General features: G+C 70.2%; 13 protein-coding genes (1 of these 13 running past the window's edge). 2 read left to right on the forward strand and 11 right to left on the reverse strand.

Annotated features, from left to right (window positions below):
- Positions 1-577, reverse strand: the 5' portion of a protein-coding gene (locus tag FrCorBMG51_RS04985; protein ID WP_476742107.1) for a zinc ribbon domain-containing protein. It extends 95 nt beyond the left edge of the window; 577 of the gene's 672 nt are visible here — the first part of the coding sequence; the start codon lies at positions 575-577; the stop codon falls past the left edge of the window.
- Between the two features lie 70 nt (positions 578-647).
- A complete protein-coding gene (locus FrCorBMG51_RS04990; protein WP_052914345.1) occupies positions 648-1,712 on the reverse strand; it encodes a Nif3-like dinuclear metal center hexameric protein in 1,065 nt (354 codons plus the stop codon).
- 375 nt (positions 1,713-2,087) lie between these two features.
- Here FrCorBMG51_RS04990 and FrCorBMG51_RS04995 point away from each other — a divergent pair, with 375 nt between their 5' ends.
- On the forward strand, positions 2,088-2,348 hold the full coding sequence (locus tag FrCorBMG51_RS04995) for a hypothetical protein (RefSeq protein ID WP_338052688.1): 261 nt from the start codon (positions 2,088-2,090) through the stop codon (positions 2,346-2,348).
- 360 nt (positions 2,349-2,708) lie between these two features.
- The gene (locus FrCorBMG51_RS05000) at positions 2,709-4,838 is read left to right on the forward strand and encodes a PLL family lectin (protein ID WP_047221931.1); all 2,130 of its coding nucleotides are present in this window, start codon (positions 2,709-2,711) and stop codon (positions 4,836-4,838) included.
- A 577-nt stretch (positions 4,839-5,415) separates the two neighbouring features.
- Here FrCorBMG51_RS05000 and FrCorBMG51_RS05005 read toward each other — a convergent pair.
- The 9 genes from FrCorBMG51_RS05005 to FrCorBMG51_RS05045 form a co-directional block, all read right to left on the reverse strand.
- A complete protein-coding gene (locus FrCorBMG51_RS05005; RefSeq protein WP_139342176.1) occupies positions 5,416-5,877 on the reverse strand; it encodes a hypothetical protein in 462 nt (153 codons plus the stop codon).
- Positions 5,878-6,149: 272 nt separating this feature from the next.
- Positions 6,150-6,692, reverse strand: coding sequence for a hypothetical protein (locus tag FrCorBMG51_RS05010; protein WP_139342175.1), 543 nt, complete (start codon positions 6,690-6,692; stop codon positions 6,150-6,152).
- Between the two features lie 247 nt (positions 6,693-6,939).
- Positions 6,940-7,869, reverse strand: coding sequence for an ABC transporter permease (locus FrCorBMG51_RS05015; RefSeq protein WP_235433319.1), 930 nt, complete (start codon positions 7,867-7,869; stop codon positions 6,940-6,942).
- Positions 7,870-7,882: 13 nt separating this feature from the next.
- Positions 7,883-8,845, reverse strand: coding sequence for an ABC transporter ATP-binding protein (locus FrCorBMG51_RS05020; protein WP_047221934.1), 963 nt, complete (start codon positions 8,843-8,845; stop codon positions 7,883-7,885).
- 363 nt (positions 8,846-9,208) lie between these two features.
- Positions 9,209-9,907 (reverse strand): glycosyltransferase family 2 protein, encoded by a 699-nt coding sequence (locus tag FrCorBMG51_RS05025; RefSeq protein ID WP_047221990.1) that lies wholly within the window; start codon positions 9,905-9,907, stop codon positions 9,209-9,211.
- Positions 9,908-9,918: 11 nt separating this feature from the next.
- Positions 9,919-11,526: an amidohydrolase family protein gene (locus FrCorBMG51_RS24700; RefSeq protein WP_157180393.1), complete on the reverse strand. Its 1,608-nt coding sequence runs from the start codon at positions 11,524-11,526 to the stop codon at positions 9,919-9,921.
- Positions 11,527-11,598: 72 nt separating this feature from the next.
- Entirely contained in the window at positions 11,599-12,243 is a 645-nt protein-coding gene (locus tag FrCorBMG51_RS05035; RefSeq protein WP_013874259.1) for a DUF6308 family protein, read from the reverse strand.
- A gap of 508 nt (positions 12,244-12,751) precedes the next feature.
- Positions 12,752-14,791 carry an AfsR/SARP family transcriptional regulator gene (locus FrCorBMG51_RS05040; protein ID WP_083730833.1) on the reverse strand — a complete coding sequence of 680 codons (2,040 nt, stop codon included), beginning with the start codon at positions 14,789-14,791 and terminating at the stop codon, positions 12,752-12,754.
- 660 nt (positions 14,792-15,451) lie between these two features.
- Positions 15,452-15,886 carry an ester cyclase gene (locus FrCorBMG51_RS05045; RefSeq protein ID WP_047221935.1) on the reverse strand — a complete coding sequence of 145 codons (435 nt, stop codon included), beginning with the start codon at positions 15,884-15,886 and terminating at the stop codon, positions 15,452-15,454.
- Positions 15,887-15,972 lie beyond the last annotated feature (86 nt).

The following is a 15,972-nucleotide window of genomic DNA, read 5'->3' on the forward strand; positions in this document are numbered from 1 at the left end:
ACGAGGCTCGCAGCCGCTCGTACAGGGCCACCAGGTCGGCGGGCAGGGTCGGGACGATGGCCTCCCGCTCGGCACGGCGGGCCGCCACCTCGTTGTCGATCTCGGCCAGCGCCGCGTCCCGGCTGGCCACGGACGTCGCCCGCTCGGCGTTGACCCGCTCCTGATCCGCCCTGATCACCCCGGCTCGGGCCTCCAGCCCCTCGGCGGTCTCCATGAGCTCGAGCAGTTCGTCTTCGAGGACGCCCTGTCGGCGGGCCAGCGAGGCGATCTCCGCCTGCAGGTTCTCCAGCTCACGGGCGTTGGTGATCTGCCCGGAGTCCAGACGCCTACGGTCCCGGGCGGCCCGGGAGCGCACCAGGTCGACCTCGGTTTCCAGTTTCTGTTGCGACCGGCCCAGATCCCGCACCTGGGTGGAGACCCGGACCAGATCGTCGTTGAGGGCGGCAAGCTGCGCGTCCAGCTTGTCGATCTCGGCATGCTCGGGCAGGTTGCGCCGGCGTGCGGCGAGCCGGTCAAGGCTGGAGTCGATCGCCTGTACGTCCAACAGACGAAGCTGGGTCGCTGGATCGGCCTTCATGTGCTCCTCACTGTGCTCCGCGGCTGTGCTCCGTGGGTGTTGTTCCCGGCAGCGTTCCCGGCAGCATCCGTCACCGCTGGTCCCGGCCCTGGTCACGATCGTCAACCTGGCCCTGGCCCTGGCCGTAGCCCTGGCCCGCCGCTCGGTCGGGATCCGGCCCGGTCGGCCACGGCGAGGCCGCGTGCCAGCGCCACGGGTCCGTCACCAGGGCGGAGACCGTGGTGTTCACCGTACGGCCTCGGGCGGCCAGACCGACACGCAACCGGGCGGAGGCGATGTGCAGCCACGGCCATTCGCTGGCCCAGTGCGCCACGTCCACGAGCGCCACGTCGTGGGCAGCCACGGCGTCGAGGACGTGGTGGTGACGTCCGTCGGCGGTCACCAGCGCGTCGGCGCCGGCACGCGCGGCCGCACCGATCAGTTCGCCGCCGGAGCCACCGCAGACCGCGATCCGGCGCACCGGGCGGTCCGGGTCGCCGGTGGCACGCACCCCACCGGCGGTGGCGGGCAGCGCGGCGGCCACCCGCGCGCAGAAGACATGCAGCGGCTCGGCCCGGGGCAGCTCACCGACCCGGCCGAGGCCACCGTTGCCGGACCGGGCCGGGCCGGGCGGTGGCTCTTCTCCCAGCTCTCCCGGCTCTCCCGGCCGCGCTGGCGGCCCGGCCGGCTTCTCCGGCCGCTCCGGTGGCCCGTCGAGCGGTTCGACGGCGGTGAGCCCGAGCGCGTCCGCGAGCGCGTCGCTCACCCCCGGGCAGGCCACATCGGCATTCGTGTGGGCGGTGAACAGCGCCACCCCACCACGGATGGCGGTGGCCACGACCCGACCGCCCGCGCTCGTCTCGGCCACCCCGTGCACCCCCCGCAGGAACAGTGGATGGTGGGTGACCAGCAGTTGCGCACCCTGCTCGACAGCCTCCCGGACGACCTCGACGACGGGGTCGACGGCGAACAGAACATGCTGAACCGGCATGTTCGGGTCACCGACGGCGAGCCCCACCGCGTCCCACGACTGCGCCCAGGACGGCGGATAGCACCGCTCCAGTTCGGCGACGCACTCGGCCACGCTGGGCTGCTGCCGGCGGGCGTCGGCCGGTAGTCCCGACGATCCAGGCTGTGACCCGGGCGCCCCCAACACCCCCGACACCACCGATACCCACGACGATCCGGGCAGTGGTCCGGGCAGCGGTCCAAGCGGTGATCCGACCGGCGTTCCGGGCTGCCTTTCGCGATGGTCGCCCAGGTCCGGACGCGCAGGAGGATGTGATGCTGCCACCGTCCGGACACTACCGGGCCGTGATCGGCGCGGCCGCGCCGGCAGGTCCACCGCGAGGCAGCGGGCACCGGCCGGCCGTCGCGCCGTACCGTGGCCCCTGTGGCAGACGGATCCAAACCGCACATGCACGTTTGTTCAGGCAGACTCAGGTCGAAGGAGGCGCAATCGTGACATATGCGCCTGCGGAGGCACCCAGCGCCCACCCAAGGACGTGATTCCGACATGGCGGATGTATCCGTGACGTTCACGATTGCCGGCGACGCCGAGGTCGTACTGAACCTTCCGACCACGCAGGCCGTACGGCTGATCGAGATGCTCATGCACAACGCGGCGGAGGCCCTGGCCGCACAGGCCCGCGGCGGCCAGTCGGGCCAGCCGGGGCAGCAGACCGGAGCGGGGCAGCATCTCCAGCCCAGCATGCCGGGCTCCGTGGGCTGGGGCGACCCGCAGCACCGGGGCGAGCCACCACCCTCGACTCCACTGCGTCGCCCACTGTAACCGGCCGCTGTAACCGGTCATCCCGAGCGGCTGGTCACTTTTTGTAACTACTTCCGACCGCCGCCCGGCACCCGGTCACCCCCGGCAGAGCCCATCCCGGCCCCGGCCCCGACGATCTCGGGTCCGGGGCCGGGGCTGTTCCGGATCCGGCAGCCATCCGATTTCCGGCCCATTCCGAATCCATCCGGTACGCGGATCTCGGCGCTCGAACCCCTGACGCGGATCTTTGCTGCGCGAATACGACATCGGGCTGGACATCCGCACACTTTTCCCAAACACGACACAATTCTAGATCAACAAGGTACAACTCCGCACAGTTCATCCGCACCGCTCATCCACCAGAAGGGATACGGATCATCCATGGCGGGGGACATACCAGCCGAACAGATCATCGTGGCACATGCGTACGCGCAGGCGAGCACGGCACGTGACGACGGCTCGGACCCAGTCGACCAGCCGCCACCGACCAACGAGTCCGCGCGGGTGCTCCACTGCTACGGCCGGGTCAGCATCGTCAGCCCCGCCACGGTCGCCCCGGACTCCTCTCCCGGGCCGGGCGCCTCCGGCGCCACCGCCGTCGACCCCGCCCATCTCGACGGGCTCGAACGTCTGGGCCTGGCCGCCTTCCAGTTACGCGCCAGTACCGACTACCAGCGGGCCAAACAGGACCGCGCGAGATCCGACGAGCTGTGGGACTGGGACCGGCCGTGCACCGACGTCCCACCGCCGCGAGGCTCCTCCGGGCAGGCCCCGGACGGCGGTGGCGGCGGCGTCCCGCGACAGCCTCGCTCCCCCACCGACTCGCCATCCCCCACCAGCCTGGGCACGAGCGGCGCCCCCGTGCTCACCGCCGCCGCCGTCCCCGCCGACGGACAGCTCGGCCAGCCAGGCGGCGGAGGCGGCACCGGCGGGCCCACCAGCGCCTTCATGGAGGGCAGCATCGCGATCGGCGTGATCATCGTGGAAGGGCCGAGCGCCGATCTGCAGTTCACCGCCGCGGAACGCACCAAGACCGTCGCCGAGATCCAGAACGGCCTGTCCTGGTACGCCACCGTCAACCCGGCGGCAGAGCTCACCTTCAGCTACGACATCAAGGTCGTCCGGATCTCCACTCCCCCGGACCCCGCCGCGGCCGACCTGGAAGCACGCTGGCGGGACCCGGCCATGAGCCAGCTCGGCTACCAGCCGAACTTCGACGGAGTCTACGACTACGTCGACGACCTGCGCGCCAGGCACGTCACACGATGGTCCTACTGTGCGTTCGTCACCAAATACCCGCTGCAGTACTTCGCCTACAGCTCCATCGGCGGGCCCCGGCTCGTCCTGTCCTACGACAACGACGGATGGGGTCCGGACAACCTCGACCGGGTCTTCGCCCACGAGACAGGCCACATCTTCGGCTGTCCCGACGAGTACGCCGCCAGCGGATGCAACTGCGGTGGGACATGGGGCCGGTTCGCCACCCCGAACGGCAACTGCGACGGCTGCGCACCGGACAGCGTCAACTGCCTGATGCGGTCGAACAGCTTCGAGCTGTGCCGCTACACCCCCAGCCACGTCGGCTGGGGCCGCGGGGTCGGTGGCAATCCCGTCCTGGTGCAGAGCAGCTTCGGGCACACCGGCAACTTCGAACTGGTGGTGCCGTCGGCGTTCGCCGGGATGACACACCTGTGGCGGGACAACGACGCTCCCGGTTTCCCCTGGCGGGAACCGACACAGGTGGCACAGGGCAACGGTCGGATCGACGCGCTCACAATGATCCAGAGCAGGCTGGCGACACCGGGGGCGTTGGAAGCGCTCGCCCGGGTCGGGAAGTCGCTGCTGTTCCTCTGGCGTGACAGCGGGCCCGCCCTGCGCTGGCAGTCCCCCACCCGGATAACCGACGGTGTCGCCGGGACACCGTCACTGATCCACAGCAGGCTGGGCCGGCGCGGCACGTTCGAGGTGCTGGCGCCCGCCGCCGACGTCGGCCTGCTCTACCTCTCGCGCAACAACGACGTCGCCGGTTTCCCCTGGAGCCAGCCCGTCGTCGTGGCGGCGAACCTCGGCCATGTCGACGCGGTCAGCCTCATCCAGGGAAACTTCGACAACGGCAACCTGGAAGCCGTCGCGCTGGCAGGCGGTCGGCTGGCCCACATTTACCGTACCCAGGACGGCGTGTGGCGGACCTCGACGGTGTTCGCCGAAGGCGTCACCGGAAATCCGGTGCTGATCCAGAGCGGGTTCGGCCGGATCGGCAACTTCGAGGTGCTCGTGCCGTCGGCCAGCGGCGGTCTGGTCCACCTGTGGCGGAACAACGACGCGGCCGGCTTTCCCTGGAGCGGCCCGACCAGGTTCGCCACCGAACTCGGCCACGTCGACGCGGTCACCATGATCCAGAGCTCGTTCGGCAAGCATCTGGAGGTGGTGGCGAGAGTCGGCGACCGGCTGTACGCGATGGCCCGCACGTCGGACACCTTCCAGTGGCTGCCACCCGGGAAGATCTTCTAGCGGTCGTTTCCCGGATCCAGGTCGTACGTCGGCGTTCCGCCGCATGATGTCAGCGGCGGAACGCCAACTGGTACAGGAGGCCGAGCACGGTCAGTCCCGTGACAACCACGGACGCGACGCCGGGCGAGACGATCAGTATCGCGACACAGCCGCCGGTTCCGAGGATCACAGCAAGCCCCCGGTGGGAGGTGACGATCGCGTCGGCGATGAGCCGATGGCGATGAGCCGATACAACGGATCCAGCATCCGTCGCTTCTCGCTCTCCGCCGCAGGAGTACCGGCGTACGCGCTGGTCAGCGGACGACCGATCGACCGGGCGAGAACACGCGACATCATGTGCTTCGGCTCGGGACCCCCGCCTGAAACCTTCCGAAACATGCCTGTCCGTACGTAACGATAGCTCCCCTGACTCGGGTGGGCTGGCTGGTCGTCGCGGGTGGTCGCGGGACGCTCGTCGTACGTGACACGGGGCCCGGGCCGCCGACCGCGTCCTTTCCGAGCCGGCCCTCTCCGGCCCCGCATCCGCGGCCGGGCCGGCGACCCGCGGAGGCGCCGTGCTCACCGGTTCTCGCACCGGTCATGTGGGTGGCCCGGGAGGCAGTCGGCCGGTGTCGGTGGCGTCCCAGGGCAGTCCCTCCGCGGAACGTTGCTTACCAGCCAGGCGCGCGAGCCATCCATCCACGAAGAGATGCTCACTCGCGGTGAGCGTCTCACGCAGGCCCGCCGGAACCGCTTCGAGGAACACTCCGGCAACACCGGGAAGCCGGATCAACGCGTCCGCCTGGGTCTTCGACGCGGCGACCAGGGCCAGACGAGGTGGTAGGACCGCCGTGACCTGCGCGATCTCTCGCAGAGCGGTGAGGACCGTCTGGTAGCGATCGCTCCCGTCGGGTCCCTTCTCCTCCGCGGGGCCGGCCACATCACCGTGCTTGCCAGGGCCGACTGGACCGTTAAGATCATCAGAACCGTGGACTGCCGGATCCAGCCTGACTGTCCGTGACGCGATGACGACCAGCAACTCCGGTGTGGGTTCGACCACGGCCTCGACCTCCTGACCCAAGCGAACAGGGCGTCGTCCAGCTTTGCCAGCCCACCGTCACCGCATGAGCATTCTGACCGAGCGGACAGAGCATCATCGTTGTCCATACCAACCGAACACAAGGCCACCAGGTGCGTCCGGAGCGACGGACAGCGCTGTGCGCCGGCCCCAGCCCACTCGCGAGCGCCTCTGGCGAAACCGGAACCGCGCCTCCCGTAGCAACCCTGTAGCAACCCGATAGGAACCGTGGCATGGCGTCCAGCGGGGACTGTTCACATCTGTTCGCCGCGTGGCATCTCGCGGCGTGGCATCACGAAGAGCGACAACCAGCTCAGCACCGACAGCACCAGCAGCGACACGGCGGGCAGGACGAGCAGGAAGCCAGACGAACGCAACCGGAACTCGACAAGTTGGATGACCAAGCTGCTGGCACCCTCGGGCAACTGCGAGACGGCTCGCGCCGACCGCAGCACATGCCCGATCCAACTCGCCAGCAGGGAGCCGCCGATCCCGCCCAGAGCCAGTCCCACGGGGACCGGCCAGCCGCTGTCACGGCCCCGCCAGAAGCCGAGGAGCCCCCCGATCAGACCGGCGACAACGCAGATCACGGCGAAGTACACGTCGACACCGGCCTGAGCATCGAAAACGATCTCACTGCCAGCCAGTACCGCCCGAACGTTCAGGCGCGGGGCCGTCAACGCCCACAACAGCCCGACAGGCAGGCCGAAGGCAGCCATGACGAGCGCGCACAGCAGGCCGGTGAAAAGCCCGGACCTGCCCACAGCCCAGAAACGACGCCGAGGCTCCTCGAGCATCGGCCAACCGTCCGCCACGACGCCATCGGGCTGGTCATGCTGGCCTGGCCGCGGTGAGCGGGGATGCCCGGCACCGGACTGCTGCGCCTCAGACTGCTGCGCCTCAGGGAGGCCCCGCAACTGCGCGTTGTGATGCGCGCCGTCAACGGTCCTGTCAGCGTTCGCGTAACTGTCATGCCAGGCTGTTGCTGATGGATAGCGACCGGATGGGCGTCGGCCCGCGCGGCTGAGAATCCACCGCAACGGCCTAACGCGGGGCGTTACCGGCACGTCGCAGCGCGATACTGGCCGCCAGCAGCGTGACGAACGCCACCAGCGCGCACACCAGCAGATCGACGGTGACCATGCCCCAGTTGACCGACGGCCGGAAGGCGCCGGCCAGCACATCCACCGCGTATGTGCTGGGTAGCAGGTCACGCAGCACGTCGATCCCGAGCGGCAACCGGTCCGCCGGGATGATCCCGAGGAACAGCACGACGCTCATACCGACCTGTCCGGCGACCGTCGCAAGTTCCTGGCGGGGAGCGAGCAGCCCGATGACCGCGCCGATTCCAGCGAGAGACGCACCGGCCATGACAGCCACCGGCAGCAGCAGCCACAGGCCCGACAGAGGCAGACCGTACAGCAGCGAGCCCACCACAGCCGTAATAATCATCCCTGGTACCGCGAACGACGCGTAGGAAGCGGCCGTGCCAAGCACCACGGCGCTGCCCGGGACGGGCAGAGTCAGGTAGTAGTCCAGCGCCCCGGCCGCGCGCAGCGCCCCGAAGCGCTGCGCGAGAAGGTTCAGCGCGACGAAGGCCACCACCAGCACGGTCGAGCCCGCCACCACCTGCTCGCTGGTCGTCTCGTTGCCAACATCGACCACTCCGCGTAGCAGCAGCATGATCCCGAGCGACTGGAACGCGGCGACGAACAGCAGAGGCACTCGGGCCACCCGGGCCCGGGCGAGCTGGCCGACGTAGACGGCGCCGAGCGCGGCCCCGAAGGGGGTGCTCGGCGGCAGCGGCACGGGCGTGTCAGCCGCCGCCACGGCCCGGGAAAAGCCGCCGACGGACCGGTCGAGGGTATCGGCCGTCCGTTCGACGATCGAGACGGTCTCGGTGGGCGGGCCGGCCGCCTCGACGGCCCGGCCGGCGATCTGCCCGGCCGCGTCGTAAGCTGCGGCGGCGGTCACAGGATAACCGTGCTCATGTGCGCTCCAGGGTGCGGGATGCTCCGCCAAGGGCGAGATAGACGTCCTCCAGGGACGGCGTGGCCAGCGTGAAGTCGTCGAGGGCGGCGAAGGCGGGGCCGCTGGTCAGCCGCGCGAGCGCGTCTCGGGCGGCGGCCGCGTCCATGCGCGTGGTCCAGCGACGGCCACTGATCTCGGCCTGCCGGGCGAGACGGGCGATCGTCGGGTCGTGGGCGGGCGGATCGCAGCGCCAGACAAGGTCCAGCCGAACGTCGTTGCTCACCGACGCCTTGAGCCGTCCGGGGGTGTCACAGGCGATCACCCGACCAGCGTCGAGGACCGCGACCCGGTCGAGCACCGTCTCCGCCTCCAGGACGTTGTGGGTGACCAGCACCACGGTGACGCCCGCGGCGGCCCGGCGGCGTTCGAGCGCCGACCACACCGCGCGTCGGGCGGTCGGGTCCAGGCCGGTGGTCGGCTCGTCCAGGACGAGCACCATACGGTCGCCGACCAGGGTGCAGGCGACGGAGGCGAGCCTGCGCTGACCGCCGGAAAGTTGCCGCATCGGCCGGGCCACGACCGGGGCGAGGCCGAGTTCGTCGACGACGGCGTCACGGGCCGCCCGCGCCGCGCCACGACCGAGGCCACGCAGTCGCGCGGTGGTCTCCACCGCGCGACCCACCGGCAGATCCTCCAGGGCCATGTCGTGCTGGCCGAGATAGGCCGCCAGCCGCGGCGGGATGTCGGGACGGGCGACGACGTCCCACCCGAACATCGTGATGGACCCGGCGTCCGGCCGGATCAGCCCCATGAGCTGACGCAGCAGCGTGGTCTTACCAGCGCCATTCGGCCCGAGGACACCGAAGACCTCGCCGCGTCCGACATCAAGATCGATGTTGGAGGTGGCGAGTACGGCATGCTCACCCGCGCCGTGCCGGCGGGTGAGCCCACGCACGACGTAGCTCAGCACGCGGCCCATTGTCGCAGCCCGCGGGCGTGGAGTCGGCCTGAGGGCTGGTGAGGGCCACCTCCTCGGCCGGATATTCACCAGCCGGCCGTCACCCGGGCCACCGCTTCGGTACCCGGGCCGCTGCCCGCGGCCAGCGCCTGGTTCGCTGCGCGTGTCAGTCCCTGGGCTCACTTCAGGACCGTTACCCGGGTCACTTCAGGGCCGGTTTCCGGATCGTTTCAGATCCGTGACCGGCCGGGGTGAGGGGAACGCGCCGCGCGGTCTGCCGGCCGGGCCCACTTCAGGTCGGTAACCGGGCCCACCCGGCAGCCATGCCCGCTTCAGCGACCGGACCTGCTTCAGTGACCAGGCCTGCTCAGCGACCGGACCTGCTCAGCGACCGGACCTGCGGTGACGGGCCCGCACCGAGCCGAGTATCCACAGCGCCTCGACCCCGTCCCGCCAGGTCAGCTTCTTGCCCTGCGCCCGGGTGCGGGCCTTGTAGCTGATCGGTACCTCGAACGGCCGGATGCCGCGGGAAAGCAGCTTCGCGGTCACCTCGGCCTCCATGCCGAAGCCGGCGGAGCGGACGTCCAGCTCGCGGTACAGGCTGACCGGCAGCAGCTTGAAGCAGGTCTCCAGATCGCTGATGTAGCTGTTGAAAAGAACGTTCGCGGCCAGCGTCACCAGCTTGTTGCCCACCACGTACCAGAACGAGAACGCGGTGTTGCCGCTGAACGTCCGTGAGCCGAAGACGACGTCGGCCTCGCCGGCGAGGACCGGTTCCAGCAGCGCCGGGATCTCCTCGGGAGCGTATTCCAGATCGGCGTCGCAGATGACGAGGTAGTCACCGCTGGCACGATCGCTCGCGGTCCGCACGGCGGCACCCTTGCCCCGGTTCACCGACTGGTGCACGACGACCAGCCGGGGGTCGTCGAGGGAGTCGAGGATGGAACGGGTTCCGTCCAGGCTGCCGTCGTTGACCACGACGAGTTCGATCTCACAGCGGTAGCCGACCTCGAGCACCCGCTTGACGGCAGCCGCAAGCGTGGCCTCTTCGTTGAAAACCGGCATCAGGATGGAAAGCTTCACATCGACGCACATTACGAGATGATCACCCGCTGGCCGTTGACGACCACCGTCGGATGGCGCCAGGCAGCGGGTTCGACGAGCGGATCCATGGGCAGCCCCACGACGGCGGCGTGCCCGCCCACCTCGACACGCCCGGACGGCCGGCGGCCGTCGAGCCCGGCCGCCCGGGCCGCCACGGACGTTGCGGCGCGCAGCGCGCCGAGGCGGCCGAGCCCGGCATAGGCGAGCCGGTCGAGCTCCCGCGGGTCGACCCCGGGCGGCCGGCTGCCCGTGCCCCCCGCGTCGGTGCCGTAGACCAGGGTGACCCCGGCCCGGTGGAGCAACGCCGCGTTACGCCCGGGCGCCGGGCCGAACCCGGCATGGCACTGCAACGTCGAGACCACCGGCACGCCCGCGGCGGCGATCCGCTCGATCGTCCGTGGCGGCAGGGGCTCCACCGGGACGTGGGCGAGTTCGTCCACGCCCGCCCGCAGCGCCATCTCGACGGCGTCGACGCTCAGCGCGTGCGCTGTTACCGGAAGACCTGCCGCATGGGCGGCCTCGACCATGACCGCGAGCTCGGCCGGAGGCAACGGCGGCCAGTTCGGACGCTTCCCACGCCCGGTATCCGCGCTGGTCGCGGCGTCCCCGACATATACCTTGATCAGATCGACGCCGTCCGCGACGAGCCCGGCGACGAGCCCGCGGGCCGCGGCCGGGCTTTCGACGACGACCACCGCGTCGCCGCGGCGGGCATGCCAGCTCTGCGCCTTTCGCCCCGCTCCCTGCCGGCCCACCTCCTGCTGGCCCGCTCCCTGCCAGTTCAACCCGCGCCAGTTCAGCCCGTTCAGCCCGTGCCAGCCCAGTCCATGCTGACCCAAACCGTGCCAATCTGGTCCGTGACGGCGCGGCCCGTAATAATCCGAGACGTGCCGGCCCGGCGGATACTGGTCTGACAGGTGCTGATCTGACAGGTGCTGGTCTGTCGCGTCGCGGTTCCATCCGTGACGGCCTGGCAGGTGGCGGCCCAGCGTGTGGCGGCTCGTCGCGATCCGGCCAGCGGTGCCGCGACGGGCGGATCGCGACGAGTTGGGGGACCGGGCATCCAGCCGGTCGGCCGCGGCACCCTGGGCAGGGCCGACGGACTCCCCGAAGCGGTCCGCACGATCCGGACGCGGCCTTTGCCTCGGCGTGCCCACCACCCGGGGGCCTGTGCCGGCAACCATGATCGGCGCGGCGAACCGCCAGTGGGTGAGCCGCTCGATCGACGAACCGAGGTCACGCACGGCCACGACACCGGAACGCAGTTCGTCGTACCCGGGCGTGGCGGTGGCCGGCAGGTGCACGTGGGCGTCGACGACACCCGGTCCGATCCAGGCACAGTCGATCATGCGTAGGCCGTCCGGCAGCGCCACCTGGTCACGCGGCCCGACAGCGGCCACCCGGCCGTCCACACCGACCACCACGACACCGTCGAAGGTGGTGTCGGCGACGCCGTTCCAGATCAGGCCCCGCAGGCCCACGCCCCGCCCGACCTCGTAACGGACTGGCGCTCGTCCCACCGTCAGGGCACGCGCCGCCCGCAACGGCACCACGGCCAGTACGGACAGGCACCCCGACGGCGTGTCGCCGCGCCTCACCGTGCCCTCGGCGGCGGCACCCGCGGCGGCGACCGGCGGAGATCAGACCGGCGGAGATCAGAATCTCGGAGATCAGACCGCACTGCTCATCCACACCACGATGTCGAGGATGCGCAGCGGTGTCAGCGGCGGCCCGTTACGGGGGACGAGCGCGGACAGCCGGTGGAACTCGTCGGCGTTCTCCTTCAGGTCGTACTGCATGGCGCGAACCAGCAGCTGCATGTACTCACGCCAGGAACGCCCGTCCCGGGGAGACGGCGGGATGCAGCGCTCGTGCTGGTAGAAGATCCTGACCTTGGAGTCGAACAGCGGCACCAGCGCCGGTCGCTTGCGGTGCAGCACCTTTGCGATCAACGACCCCTTGACGTCGCGGTCGGAGACATCCGGATCGTCCAGGGGGTCGTACAGGGCCGCGACAAGATCAAGGGTGATCTCGTCGGCCTCGATCAGTTCGATGCCGGGTGGGAGCTTGTCGAGCCCGCGCTGCAGCAACGGCGTCAGCGCCGTCAACGTGTGCATCCGGTCGACGTCCACCTGGACGCCGAGCAGGCAGGGCGCGAGCAGATCGCCGGTGCACAGCAGGTCGGAGTCACCGTTGGTGGTGAGCCCGTCATAGTACGGATAGGCGTAACGCAGGCCACGCTTACGTGGCCCGAGGTACTCCTCAAGCAGGCTCTCCGCGTCGAAGACCTCCCGGGTGCCCATCGCCAGCCTCACCGCAGGGGCTCCTCACAGTTGTCTCGGAGTTTCACAGTGTCTCGAAGTCTCACAGCCATCCCGAAATCGTCGTCGCGTCCCGAAATCGTCGTCGACGGTCACGCCATCTCATCACGTGACGACGAGCAGCGGCGATCACGAGCTGTGACGACTTTCACATCACCGGCCGCCAGCCCCGTCGCCTGCGCCCATCCTCCTCCGCAGTCACCGCGATTCGGAAGCGACCCACCCGCACGGACCACCAGGACATACATTCGTTACCGTGAGGAGCACACCCCAGGGCTGATCGCAGGCGGCGGCGCGGTCGCTGACACACGCCCGTTACGGTGCCGACCAGATCCCGGACGGTTGGATCCCGCGCTGTCCGCACACATAGCCATGGGAAGACGAGAGCGGCACCGCCGTCGGCACCCGTGCCCAGCTCTGACCGGATGCTCCGAAAACCGGGAGGCTCCGGAAGCACCGACGGACAGCCGGCATCGATCATGCCGGGGGTGGCCCGTCCCGGTCAGTGGCTGCCGACGCTGGCTTCCGCCTCCCATTTCTTCCACGCGGTGTCCCAGTGCTCGGCCGCACCCGCCTGGGCGGGGACGTTCACGGCCGGCCGGTCACCGGGCTGCTGTTCGGACTGCTGTCCGAACAGCTGTCCGAGCGCGGTGATCCGGCGGACCTCCTGACCGCTCTCCTCGTGCTCCGCCCGGTCGCGCGCGTGGATCCTGACCAGCTCGTGCAGCCGGAACCACACGTCACCGGCTGGCCCGGTGCCGGCGATGTCGAGCATCTGGGCGTCGATCAGACGGTCGAGGATTCCTTCGGCCGTCTGCCGATCGGTCCCCAGCACCTGTTCGACGACCCGGCTGGAGAAGACCGAGCAGCCGAGCAACCCCAGCCGGCGCAGCAACTGCCGCGCCTGCGGATCGATCCGCTGGTAGGACAGGTCGAAGCTGCCGCGGACCTCCAGGGCGCCGTGGCGCAGCTCGGCTATCCGGCGCCGCTCGTCGACCAGCCTGGACACCAGGCCGGAAATCTTCCAGTGGGGATGCGCCACCAGCCTGGCCGCGGCAACGCGAACAGCCAGCGGCAGGTAGCCGCACAGGCGTACCAGCTCACGGGCGGCCACGGGGTCGGCCAGCGCCCGGTCGTCGCCGACGATGCGGGCCAGCATCCGGATCGCGCTCCCGACCTCGAGCACGTTCAGGTGCAGTCGGGTGCAGGGAAGCGCGGCCAGCCGCGCCCGGCTGGTGATCAGTACCCCACAGCTGCCCGACCCCGGCAGCAGCGGCTCGATCTGGCTCTCGTCGGCGGCACCGTCGAGTACCACCAGGACCCGTCGGTCGGCAAGCAGACTGCGGTACAGCTCCGCGCGTGCGTCGAGGCCAAGCGGAATCTCGCTGTCCGCGACGCCCAGCGCGCGCAGGAACCGGGCGAGCGCGTCGCTGGGATCGACCGGACTGCGCTGTTGACCATGCAGGTCCACGTAGAGCTGACCGTCGTCGAAGTGCTCTCGTAACCGGTGCGCGACGTGGACCGCCAGGACCGTCTTGCCCAGCCCGCCCATGCCGAGCACCGCCGCGACGGGCATCGACGGAGGGGAGCCGGCGGCGGTCAGCCGCTGGCACAGCAGCTCCGCCTCCTCGTCCCGGCCCGTGAGGTCTCCGACGGCGGCGGGCAGCAGGCACGGCGGCCGTGGTGGCTGCGCGGCCTGCGGGTCGTCGCCCTCCGGCGGCTCCACCGCGTCCGGCCGTGACCCGGCCGGTGCGGCCGGCCCGGCTGGCGCGGCCGGCCCGACCGGCCCGGCTGGTGCGGCGGCCTCGAGAGTGCCCCGCAGGATCGCCTCGTGCAGCCGCCGTAGCCGTGCGCCGGGTTCGACCCCGAGTTCGTCGGCGATCCGCCGGCGTACCCGCGCGTAGCACTCCAGCGCCTCGGCGCCACGGCCGGCGTGCCAGAGCGCCCGGATGAGCTGGCAGCTCAGCGGCTCGAACAGTTCGTTCTCGGCAAGTGCCTCCTGCAGCTCGTCGATCACCCGGTCGGCGCGGCCCAGCCCTATCTCAAGATCGGCCCGCTCCGCGAGCACGCCAAGCCGCTGCGGGACCAGCCTTTCCCGGACCCGCGCGACCCAGTCCCCCGGCAGGCCGGCCAGGGGTTCTCCCCGCCACAGGTCCGCGGCCTGTCTGAGCAGGTGGCACGCCTGCTCCGGGTTGTTGTCGGCCACCGCCCGGGCCCGCTCCGCCAGACAACGGTGCCGATTCAGATCGAGCAGGGTGGGGTCGGCGTCGAGCAGATAGCCGCCCCGCTGCCGGACCAGCTCGACCTTCCCCCCCTCCACCTGGCGGGTACACACGAGTATCCGCCGCAAACGCGTGACATACGTGTACAGCGCATTTCGCACCTCGGCCGGAGGTGAGCCTCCCCACACCCGGTCGATGAGAAGATCCTGAGGCACCGGTCGCCCAAGATCCGCCAGCAGGACGGCAAGCACCGTTCGCTGCTTCGCCGACCCAAGATCTACATGAATACCAGCCACTCGTAGCTCGAGTGGGCCCAACATAAGAAGTTCAACCACTCCATGCCCCCCATGGCCCTGACATTCCCCTGAGGAGCATTAAATACTGATAAATAGTTGACAGTAAAGACTGTCCAGCACTTGACACGGGTCGGTCGCTACGGATCCATACGTACGGGTATGGCGGTGCGGCCGGTGCGGTGAATGCCGGCCGGCCTACTTCGGAGCGCGGCAGCCGCCATCCCGACCCCACAGCAACGTCATCCCCATGCCCGATCCCCTGTGCCCGCCGGCCCTGCGGAGAGGCACGGCCGGGCGGGGTCGGGCCGGGAGGCGGACGGCACCGCGGCGGGCCCTGGGGCACCGCCCGGCGGGCCCCACTCCGGGACGCACCTCCTCCTCGCGCCTGGCGGCGGCTCTGGGGGACGGCTACTGCCGGGCGGGACCCGCCGCCACCACGGGACGCGGTTGATCATTTATGGTGACAGGCTCGTACCAGCTGGTTGTCCCCCATAGCCGACAACGACCGTTCTCCGCACCTGATACCGCTTCCCCCGGCCAGGCGGTTGCCATCCGTCGTCATCCGCCCGTTGTCATCCGCGTTCAGCGATGCGCCTCCGAGCCAGCGGATCTTTCTCCGTGCCGGGCGACGGTCGCGCGGGCCGCGGTGGCGGCCGCGCGGGCCGGAGCCCGGCACGGACGCGCTCACACCTTCGGCCGGGACCACCGCAGGTTCATGCCGAGTTCCTTGAGCAGGTCGAGCTCGAGGTCGATCGCCCAGCGTTCGATGATCAGGCCGTTCTTGAGCCGGAACACCACGACACCGCCGAAGCTCACGCTCCGGCCGGTGGGAGGAATTCCGAGCACCTCACCGGTGTGGGTACCCGCCCAGGTGTTGTGCGCCGCCACCTTGTCCCCGTGGGCACTCATGTCCTCGACCGTCACGTGCAGGTCCGGAAACGCGGTGCGCAGCCCGCCGATCGAATGCTTGACCCCGGCCCGGCCCGCCGGCGCGCCCGGGAAAGGGGCATGGTCGAGATAGTCTTCCGCATATATCTCGTCGACCACGTCGAAGTCGCCCTTGCTGGCGATTTCGTCGAACACCCGACGGATGATTACCTTGTTCTCCTCGCGCGACATCTCTCGCTCCTTTTCGTCCTGTGCCGGTCGCCCCCGCGCCGGCCCGTGTCGTTTTGTCCCGGTCGGCGGCATGTACACCGGCAGAC

This window comes from Protofrankia coriariae, assembly GCF_001017755.1.
Taxonomy (GTDB): domain Bacteria; phylum Actinomycetota; class Actinomycetes; order Frankiales; family Frankiaceae; genus Protofrankia; species Protofrankia coriariae.